The 6,647-nt window shown below is 44.9% G+C and carries 7 protein-coding genes; 1 reads left to right on the top strand and 6 read right to left on the bottom strand.

The window, feature by feature from the left end; genetic code table 11:
- The 6 genes from QVA83_RS09250 to QVA83_RS09225 all read right to left on the bottom strand — a co-directional run.
- Positions 1-563: PHP domain-containing protein (locus tag QVA83_RS09250; protein ID WP_287498390.1), on the bottom strand; the 563-nt coding region annotated here is incomplete at its 3' end.
- Between the two features lie 36 nt (positions 564-599).
- A complete protein-coding gene (locus QVA83_RS09245; protein WP_287498389.1) occupies positions 600-2,087 on the bottom strand; it encodes a Y-family DNA polymerase in 1,488 nt (495 codons plus the stop codon).
- Positions 2,087-2,836 (bottom strand): recombinase RecA, encoded by a 750-nt coding sequence (locus tag QVA83_RS09240; RefSeq protein WP_287498388.1) that lies wholly within the window; start codon positions 2,834-2,836, stop codon positions 2,087-2,089. Before QVA83_RS09240 ends, QVA83_RS09245 begins: the two co-directional genes overlap by 1 nt.
- A gap of 247 nt (positions 2,837-3,083) precedes the next feature.
- On the bottom strand, positions 3,084-3,593 hold the full coding sequence (locus QVA83_RS09235; protein WP_061438886.1) for a hypothetical protein: 510 nt from the start codon (positions 3,591-3,593) through the stop codon (positions 3,084-3,086).
- A 2-nt stretch (positions 3,594-3,595) separates the two neighbouring features.
- Positions 3,596-5,347 (bottom strand): DUF885 domain-containing protein, encoded by a 1,752-nt coding sequence (locus QVA83_RS09230; RefSeq protein ID WP_287498387.1) that lies wholly within the window; start codon positions 5,345-5,347, stop codon positions 3,596-3,598.
- Between the two features lie 38 nt (positions 5,348-5,385).
- Positions 5,386-5,721: a DUF1820 family protein gene (locus QVA83_RS09225; RefSeq protein ID WP_061438894.1), complete on the bottom strand. Its 336-nt coding sequence runs from the start codon at positions 5,719-5,721 to the stop codon at positions 5,386-5,388.
- Positions 5,722-5,910: 189 nt separating this feature from the next.
- Here QVA83_RS09225 and QVA83_RS09220 point away from each other — a divergent pair.
- A partial coding sequence (locus tag QVA83_RS09220; RefSeq protein ID WP_353844104.1) for a PA domain-containing protein occupies positions 5,911-6,647 on the top strand: 737 nt, incomplete at its 3' end.

Genomic DNA, 6,647 nt, shown 5'->3' with positions numbered 1-6,647 from the left:
GCGTGATGCATGAGTACACCTGTACAGGCGATAACAGGGAAAGGATAAGCAGACTGCAGATGATTGTAATGTGCAAACCTGTGGTGATCCCGTCCGTCTAATAGGCGCTGGGCGCCAATATAGGCATCAATGCTCGGGTGTTTTTGCAGCCATTCAGCCCAATGCTTGTCTTGCGGCACTTTTCCACTTGGTAGCCAAATGAATTTGCAATGGCGAATGGTACGCAAGTCCCACTCAGCTAGTTGGTATTCACCTTTATCAGAGCGACGCCTCGCGTTAGTAATAATTCGGCACAGCTCGCTATAGGCCGCTTTGTTCGGGCACAACAGTACAAAAGATAAAGTGTCATCAAATACAAAGTAACTACCCACAATAAGCGTAATCGGTAGACCCTGATGCTTAATTTCATCGAAAGCTCGTACTACTCCCGCCACTGAGCATTCATCGGTAATGGCAAGCGCGTCGTAACCAAGGAAAGAAGCCGTGGTAACAAGCTCTGCGGGGGAAGAGGCGCCGCAAAGAAAGCTATAATTGCTTTGGCAAAAGAGCTCACTGTATTTCATGATATTGCCTTTACCCTTTTCTTTAACCGCATACCGCTAGCAAAAAAGGCCCTGTACCCACCAGCGGCTCTCTTCATCTTTAAATACTAAAAGCCTTACGCATTGCTCAGTTTGGGCGATGAAATAATCACGCTTTGTTGGGCTGTCATGCCACCACTCACTGTGTAATCGCACGGGGCCAAAGCAAATTTGGGTAGCCTGAATAAGCGGTTTAGGTATATCAAAGGTGAAGGTGGGCGTAATGTCACTGCTATAAGCGTAATTACCGGCACAGTTACCGGTGCTCGACTCTGTCACTGTCATATATTCAAACTGATGGCTGTCGGCAGCGCGAGGTTGAAACGTACTGTTATCGCCTAGCTTCGCGTTTAAGCGCCCAATTAATTGCTTTTGTGCAATATCGTTAAATCTGTCGCTAAAAAAGTCGCCATTCTGCGTATCCATTTCTTCAAATTGCTGACAGGTAAGCGCAATGGCTGTGGCTGGCTCAGGCAACACCAGATTCTCAGTTTTAAGACTAAACAAGGGCAGCCAACTTTGTACTGAGGACTGAGGCAGTGCCGAACGTATATTAATATCCATTACAGGTGCTTCTCTGAAATGAATATGTACACTGATGCTGGATGTATATAAGTTTCTTGCCCGTAAATAGTGAGACAAATGCTCAAACTGTTGGGTGACAAAAGGGGTTAGATGCTGCGTGTTTTCAATATCAAAAGGCAATAAGATAAAGTTATCGAAGTGCTCCAAAGGCCTAAATAACGTAACGCGTGGAAAGGTTTCTCCCCTTAACGCAGTAAGATACATAATAGTGTTATTGTCAAAGCGCCGACCCAGTTCTTGTACCGGCATGGCCAGTAGCTGTTGTACGCAGGAAACGCCCACCCTTGCCAACGAGTCAATGACTTTGGGGGATAGAGCCGTAATAGAAAGCGGGCACGTACTTAGCGCTTTTTTTATGTCATCGGGTGTATGTAAGTGGGTATTAAATTTATAAAGCGCTAATACTTTTGCGGCCTCTATCGTCCATGCGCTAGCAAAATGATAGCGAATATCTGCTTCTGCCAGAGCTTGGGTTAAGGTTTTCCACAGTGGCTTATGACCGCCATAGTAATGAGTAAGGTTATCTAACCTTACTGCCAGACCGCTTACATTATTCGAGTGAATGTGGTTGTCTAATACGATATCAGAAGCCAGTGGATAAAGCCGATGGGCTAACTGCGTCAGCATATGCTTTTCGGCTTCTTCACTGAAAGGCAGAATATGTACGTAAGGGCATAACGCCGCTGCTTGGGCTAGCCCATGCCCAATTTCAATACCTTCTTTTTTCGCAATATCATTACACTGCGTAATTTTGTTTGTTTTACTGCAGTACACTGCAACGGGAGTATTCGACGCTAACGCTGAATACTGGTTGTTAGTTTCGTGCTTCGACAACTGGCTATGTGCACGCTTACTTCTAGCCGCTTTGATATGGCTGTCTAAAGTTAGTTGATAGCAGTAAATATAAGCCCACAGCATCATTAGCTCACAGAGTGTAATGCCTGATCGGAAAGCGTGTTGTGTGCCATGGCCCATTTAATGGCGTGATTGTCGGGGGTCCACCGATGGGAAATAACAATGTTATCTTTGGGCCACCCATGACGCTGCTTGCGTATGTTCACCGCCAAAGCGTGGGGTTTACCCTTTAGCGCGATATCCAACGTAATGGGTAATGCACTGTCGCTTTGATTCGACAGGTTGGCTTGTGAATCACTTAAGCTGGCCTTTGGGTAACCTAACTGTGAGGCCTGCTGTTGCGGTGGAGTATACAGCAAGCACAGCGCATCATTATGCGTTGCTGCTACCTGAAGGCGTCGCGCTTCTTTTTGATTTACAGCATTACTCCACAGCACTACGCAATGGCAAGCCGTACTTTTTAAACATTGCTCTGCTGCCCACAGCGACTCTTGTTCAGAACCTGGTTTTACTACCAGAACTTGTTGCGCTTTAAGCCCCAGATTTTCTAACCACGGCGACTGTAGTAGCCCGGGAGGGTTAATAAATACCACCAGCTTATGCGTACGGTGTTGGCATATAACCTGTTTAAAGAGTGAAAGTTCACCCATGCCGGTTAACGAAGAGATACGGACAAGACCTGTAGATGCAACGCCACCGTTAAGTGCCTTATCCAGACGCGGAAAACCCAGCGAAAACTTGGTTTCACCTTGTTTCTGATCTCTGGCCCGCCAAATATGCGGGTGGTTATTAAGCACGGATAACGATTTATTCATGGCACTCAAAATAAACTGTATTTTTGTACAGTATTATAGTGCAGCAATAACCCTTTTCAAGACAAAAGGTTTTTGGCTTGTTGTTTTAAGTGCTAACTTACTGATTAGTCTGGAAAGGTAAAAAGATTAAACTTTTAAAAGTGTAGGAACATGGCTAGGGTCGCTGACCTTACTACATAGCAAAGCAGACGACCCTGCCATACAGTTAGCGCTGTATAAGCGCTAACGAGGGACATAGAGTAAAATGTTACTCTTCAGATGGTTCTTTTTGAGCCTTTGTAGTCGTGCCACTTACTGTTGCTGTAACGGTTTGGCAAAAAGCAATGAAGCCGTCGGCGGTATTTTTTGACCACACCATACGTACGTTGCTAGGGAGTGCTTTCACCACCTCACGAATTTCCTCAAGCGTCACTTCTTCATTAAGCAGCACCTTATTCAGTGACTCCTCAAATGACATGCCTTTCTCACAACAGGCCATGACGATTGTCGAAAAGTTGCGCATAAGCGGGTGCAGCGCATTGTATTGAGTTTGGTCGATAAGGCGGCTTTTATAGGCACTTTCAATACGCGCAGTAAGATTTTTCTCTAACGCATCTGTAACAAGAACAAGGTTGCGATAAGCATACGTAACCTTGTTGTTGGTCTGTTTATTCGAGTGACGCAATAGCGCCAGCTCTTTCTGTAAATTCTGCGCTCGCAGCACAAAGTAAATTAAAAACAGGATAAGTAATCCAATAACACCAAATGCAACGATCATGTTTATTGTGCCTTTTGTTCTTCTATAAACGTATTGATGTTTTGCTCCAAGATAAACAATGGAACTGAGCCGTTTTCTAACACGGCGCGGTGGAATTTACGCACATCAAAACGCTCGCCTAATGCTTTCTCTGCCTTCTTGCGAAGGCCTTTAATTTTGATTTCACCAATCTTGTAAGACAAGGCTTGCGCTGGCCAAGAGATATAGCGGTCTATTTCAGTATTTACGTTGTGTTCTGAAAGCGCGGTGTTTTCCATCATATAATCAACCGCTTGTTGACGGCTCCAGCCCATCGTGTGCATACCGGTATCCACAACCAAGCGACACGCACGCCACATTTCGTAGCTTAAGCGACCGAAGTTGTCGTACGGCGTTTCGTAAATACCTGCTTCAATACCTAAAAACTCAGAGTACAGACCCCAGCCTTCACCAAACGCTGAAATATAGGTGTTACGACGTACCATAGGTAAGTCTTCAAGCTCTGCTGCCAACGATATTTGAAGATGGTGGCCAGGCACTGCTTCGTGCAAGGTCAGTGCAGGCAATGCATACAAAGGGCGCTTATCGAGGGCATAAGTGTTTACCCAGTAATATCCAGGCTGATCATCGCGGCTAGGATGAATGTAACGGCCCGTTGTATATTTGGGCGCGATAGCGTCTGGTACAGGCGCTACACCGTAGGGTGTTCTTGGCAGATACTCAAAGAGCGAAGGAAGTTTTGCGTCCATTTTCTTTGCAATAAACGACGCTTCTTTTAGTAAATCTTCAGCGCTGGTGGCATAGAATTGCGGGTCTTCGCGTAAAAACGTAATGAATTCGTTAATGTCGCCATCAAAGCCAAGCTCATCCACAATTTGCTGCATTTGCGCGCGAATGCGTTTTACTTCAGACAAACCTAAATCATGGATTTCCTGAGGCGTCATATCCGTGGTGGTGTAATGCTTGGCTCTATTGGCGTAATACGCCACGCCATCAGGCCAGTTATTCGCGGCAATATCTTCACGGGCGTTGGGAATGTATTCATCTACCATGAAATCGTAGAACATTTGATACGCAGGCAATACGCTGCTATTTATGGCAGCCTTGCCTTGCTCCGTTAGCGCTGATTTTTGCTCGGCAGTAAAGTACTCTGGGAAACGGGTAAATGGAGAATAAAAGCCACTGTCCTCGGCGTTTTCAACAATGTATGACGCCACCGAGTTCTCAAACCCTTTCAGCACGACTTTAGGTTGCGTGTAGCCTTCTTTTAGCGCCTGTTTCATGTACGCAATTTGTTGGTCAAAATAAGGTTTCAGCGCATTTAGGCGGCTAATGTAGGCCTGATAATCTTCTACGCGCTTAAAGGTGGATAAATTAGGAAGCGAGGCCATTGCACCGTGGAAGCCATATTCTGAATTGATAGGCACTAAATGCGCGCGATACGTATATTCGTCCACATAGTTAGCTAAACGATATTGTTGCATCAGCAAGGCAATATAAGCATCAGTAGAGATGTCTTCTTTTTTATACTGACTTAAGGCCTTTTGAAAAGTACGCCATTGTTCATTTTGTGCTTTCAGGGCTTTGGGAGAGTTGTCTGGTAATACGTGAGCGAGTGAAGTATCGCCTTCGCGAGAAGCTAGAAGCGGGGAAACCGAAAGCTCGTATTGCCAAATGTCATCAAGTAGTTGATACAAGCTTTCATCGTTAAGGTCCTTTGCAGATGAGCTAACGCTGCAAATAAATAATAATGCTGCTAAAACATAGCGATACATAAGGGTCTCCGGCAACCTTCACCGGAATGACCCGGCGGTTACTCTTTCGTTGGTGTATATATTGGACTAGGGAAAGCAGTTACTTTATCAGATTTATTTTCTAATTTAGTAATTTTGGCTGAACCTTTTTTATTTACGGCGTCAATGCGCAAAATGTTGTGCATCGGTACATAAGTTTTTGTTACTTCAGAAAATTCGGTTTTCAACCTTTCATGACTAGGGTCTACAACAACACTTGTGTGAGTATCCCACACAAAGTCACCTATCTCGATAAAGCCAAACAAAGCGCCCTGCATAAGACTTTTCACGTATAACTCATAGCGCTCACCGTTGCTGATGAACTGAACGCGGTAAAGAATGTCGTCTTTTGACATAGATGCTGCTCTTCACTAAAAAAATATAAAAACACCCGGAAGCTGAGCCGGTATGTGGCTGGCAATTTTACCTTGCTCATAAAATGCGAGCAACGGTAGGAAACACATGGTAAACGTTAGTAGTTTAATGGTATTCCGCCTATCAACTGCGTTACCATGATGCATACTTAGTTATATGGTGAAATTAGAATGATAAAAAAACTCCTTATAGGTAGTGCAATGACAGCAATGACCTTTGCTGCTACTGCCCATAACCACGCATCGACAGACAATGCTTTTAACCCTGATACACAGCGAATCAAATCGCACCTGTTTTTCCTAGCAGATGATTTGCTTGAAGGTCGTGACACGGGCTCTCGTGGCCATGAAATTGCGGCGCTATATATTGCGACCGAATTTGCTAAATATGGTTTGAAGCCAGCGGGTACAGACGGCTACATGCAAAACGTAGCGTTTCGCAAAGCGAATCTGGTTCAAGAGTCTCCCAAGTTTACTTTCACGCAAAACGGCGAAACCATTGATTTTGACTACCCTAAAGAATACCTCGCTAGCCCGAGCTTGCTTAGCACTGAGGCCAACCTAAAAGGTGAAATGGTGTTTGTAGGCTATGGTATCGTGGCTGACGAATTGTCTCACAACGATTACAAAGACTTAGATGTAAAAGGCAAAATTGTAGTAGCGTTAGCGGGTAAGCCAAGCGATTTTCCATCAGAAGAGGGCGCTCACTTTGCGTCTGGCTATCAAAAGCAAAAGTATGCGGTAGACAATGGCGCTATTGGCATGATCACCATAACCACGCCAAAGAACGAAAAAGTACGTCCTTATCAAAGCCGTTTGAACTACATCCATACGCCGCGTATGGCTTGGTTAGACGACAGCGGTCAGCCTGCTAACAGCTTTTCTCAGCTTAAAGGTGGCTCTTACAT

The organism is Alteromonas sp. AO-Serp (genome assembly GCF_017849675.1).
In the GTDB taxonomy this organism is placed as follows: domain Bacteria; phylum Pseudomonadota; class Gammaproteobacteria; order Enterobacterales; family Alteromonadaceae; genus Alteromonas; species Alteromonas macleodii.
This window is presented reverse-complemented; position numbering and strand designations above follow the sequence as displayed.

Excerpts from the sequence above, each read along its gene's own strand:
- QVA83_RS09245 (WP_287498389.1), bottom strand. The coding sequence starts at position 2,087 with ATGATGCTGTGGGCTTATATTTACTGCTATCAACTAACTTTAGACAGC.
- QVA83_RS09240 (WP_287498388.1), bottom strand. The coding sequence starts at position 2,836 with ATGAATAAATCGTTATCCGTGCTTAATAACCACCCGCATATTTGGCGG.
- QVA83_RS09235 (WP_061438886.1), bottom strand. The coding sequence starts at position 3,593 with ATGATCGTTGCATTTGGTGTTATTGGATTACTTATCCTGTTTTTAATT.
- QVA83_RS09230 (WP_287498387.1), bottom strand. The coding sequence starts at position 5,347 with ATGTATCGCTATGTTTTAGCAGCATTATTATTTATTTGCAGCGTTAGC.
- QVA83_RS09225 (WP_061438894.1), bottom strand. The coding sequence starts at position 5,721 with ATGTCAAAAGACGACATTCTTTACCGCGTTCAGTTCATCAGCAACGGT.